Genomic DNA, 2,352 nt, shown 5'->3' on the forward strand with positions numbered 1-2,352 from the left:
GGCGATCGGATCGTCCAGACCCAGCCGCTCCTTGATGTCGGTGATCGCCTCCTGCGTCGGGGCCTTGCCCGCGTAGGCGGCCGCGAGCTGGTCGGTGGTCTGCCCCGCGAGCCTCGGCAGCAGGAAGAAGATGCCGAAGGTGACCATGCTGACGATGAGGAGCATGGCGACGGCGCTGATCGCGCGCCGGATGAGGAAACTGAACACGAGCGGCGGCTCCGGCCGCCGGACCCGCCCCGGGAGGGACGGGCCGGCGGCCGTCAGGCCTTCACCTGCCTTCTACGGACTCGGTCGCCTGCGCGAGTTACTCGACACCCAGGTTGAGGTAGTCGTACATGCCGCCGTAGCCGTGGGTGAGCGTCACGTTCGTGACGTTCGCGGGCCGGTACAGCAGCAGCCGGGCGTAGATGAGCGGCACGATGCCCGCGTCCTCCATCACCAGCTCGTCGACCTTGGTGTAGCGGGCGTTGCGCGCCGCGGCGTCGGTGTCCTCGATCGCCTCGTCGAGCAGCCGGTTGACGTCGGGCAGGTCGGTCTCCTGCAGGTTGGTGCCGCCGGAGGGCTTGATGGCCCGGCCGTCGACGATCTGCTGGAGGAAGCCGAAGCCCGACGGCCAGTCCGCGGCCCACGCCATGAGCATGATGCCGACGTTGTTGTCGTGCACCCACTTGGGGGTGCCGGCGTACTTGTTGAAGTAGTCGCCCGCGGGGACCTGGACGATCTCGGTCTTGATGCCGACCTTGGCCAGTCCCTGCTGGATGCCCTGGGCCGCGGCGACCTCCTTGGGCCGGTCCGAGCGGGCCGAGATCTTGGTGGTGAAGCCGTTCGGCTGCCCGCAGGCGGCCAGCTCCTCCTTGGCCTTGGCGAGGTCGCCGTGCTGGTCGGCGCCCACGGGGTAGCGGTCGGCCTTCTGGTAGCCGGTGACGCTGGGCGGCAGGATCGTCGTGGCGATCTCGCCGCCGGCGACGGGACCGCCGAAGGCGGTCTGCGCGGCGACCTTGTCGGTGGCGTAGGCGACGGCGCGGCGGCAGTGCACGTCGTCCAGCGGCTTCACGTGCTTGTTGACCGCGGCGTAGCGCAGGTAGCCGGCGGTGATGTTGTCGGCGTTGGCCTTGTGCTTGGCGTCGCCCAGGACCGTGGGCTGCGCGGCGCCCTGGACGCCGGTGCCGGCGATGTCCATCTCGAGCGCGCCGGACAGCAGCTTCTGGTCCAGGTCGTCGGCGTTCTGCTTGAGCGCGACCTCGATGTTGTCGGGCAGCGCCGTGCGGTACGGGTCGGTCGCCTTGTCCCAGTGCGGGTTGCGCGACAACTTCATGAGCTTGCCGCGCTCATAGCTGTCGATCTTGTAGGGGCCGCTGGAGACGATGTTCTTCTGGTACTCCAGACCGTTGTCCTTGGCCCTGGGGACCGGCTGGGTCTGCATCAGGACCAGGTAGTCGAACTCCGAGAACGGCTGGTTGAGATGGAAGACGATGGTGTGGTCGTCCGGCGTCTCGATGGACTTCAGGCCCTCTTCGGACTTGTCCTTGTAGGGGCCCTTGTAACCGCCGGGGTTGTCCACCAGGTACTGCTTGAAGTACTTCGGGCCGAGCTGGAGCTCGTCGGTGAAGTTGGAGCGCTCGACGGCGTACTTGACGTCCTTGGAGGTGACCTCGGTGCCGTCGTCGAACTTGACGCCCTTGCGGATCTTGTAGGTCCAGGTCTTGCCGCCGTCCGAGGGGGTGCCCAGCGACTCGGCGAGGTCCGGGACGACCTCCAGGCTCTCCTGGCCGGGGCCCGGCTTGAAGGTGGTCAGCGCCCGGCTGTAGAGCCGGCCGAAGTTCTGGGAGAACGCGTAATACGTATCGCCCATGTCGGGCGAGTCCCAGTCGTCCGAGCTTGCGTAGCGGATCGTTCCCCCCTTCTTGTCCGACGGGTTGACGACGCCCTTCTCGACGGCGTTGAAACCGGGGGCGGAGGAGTCCGACGACCCTGAGTCCTCCGAGCCGCAGGCCGCGAGGCCCACGCTCAGCATCAGGCCGACCGCCGCCGTGACGGCGGTCGTGGTGAACTTGCCCATGTGACCGGCACACCTCTTTCTGTGGGGAACGACGGCGAACCCGGCGGGTTCACCGGGCCCGGGGGTCGAGTGCGTCGCGCAGCCCGTCCCCGAGCAGGTTGAAGGCCAGGACCGTGACGAAGATCGCGAGCCCTGGAACGATCATGAAGAACGGCGTGTTCTGGTACGTCGGCACCGCCAGGGTCAGCATCCCGCCCCACGACGGGGCGGGCGGGATGACGCCGACGCCCAGGAAGGACAGCGCCGCCTCGAAGAGGATGTTGGTCGGGATCAGCAGCGTCGCGTAGACGATG

At 68.0% G+C, this 2,352-nt stretch carries 2 protein-coding genes and 1 pseudogene; all 3 read right to left on the reverse strand.

Annotated features, from left to right (window positions below; genetic code table 11):
• A pseudogene (locus C2865_RS38990) lies at positions 1-207 on the reverse strand (ABC transporter permease); the annotation flags it as partial.
• Between the two features lie 97 nt (positions 208-304).
• Positions 305-2,059 (reverse strand): ABC transporter substrate-binding protein, encoded by a 1,755-nt coding sequence (locus C2865_RS38995; RefSeq protein ID WP_106403814.1) that lies wholly within the window; start codon positions 2,057-2,059, stop codon positions 305-307.
• A gap of 49 nt (positions 2,060-2,108) precedes the next feature.
• On the reverse strand, positions 2,109-2,352 hold a 244-nt coding region (locus tag C2865_RS39000; protein WP_157964115.1), incomplete at its 5' end, for an ABC transporter permease subunit.

Source organism: Actinocorallia populi (assembly GCF_002995495.1).
Taxonomy (GTDB): domain Bacteria; phylum Actinomycetota; class Actinomycetes; order Streptosporangiales; family Streptosporangiaceae; genus Actinocorallia; species Actinocorallia populi.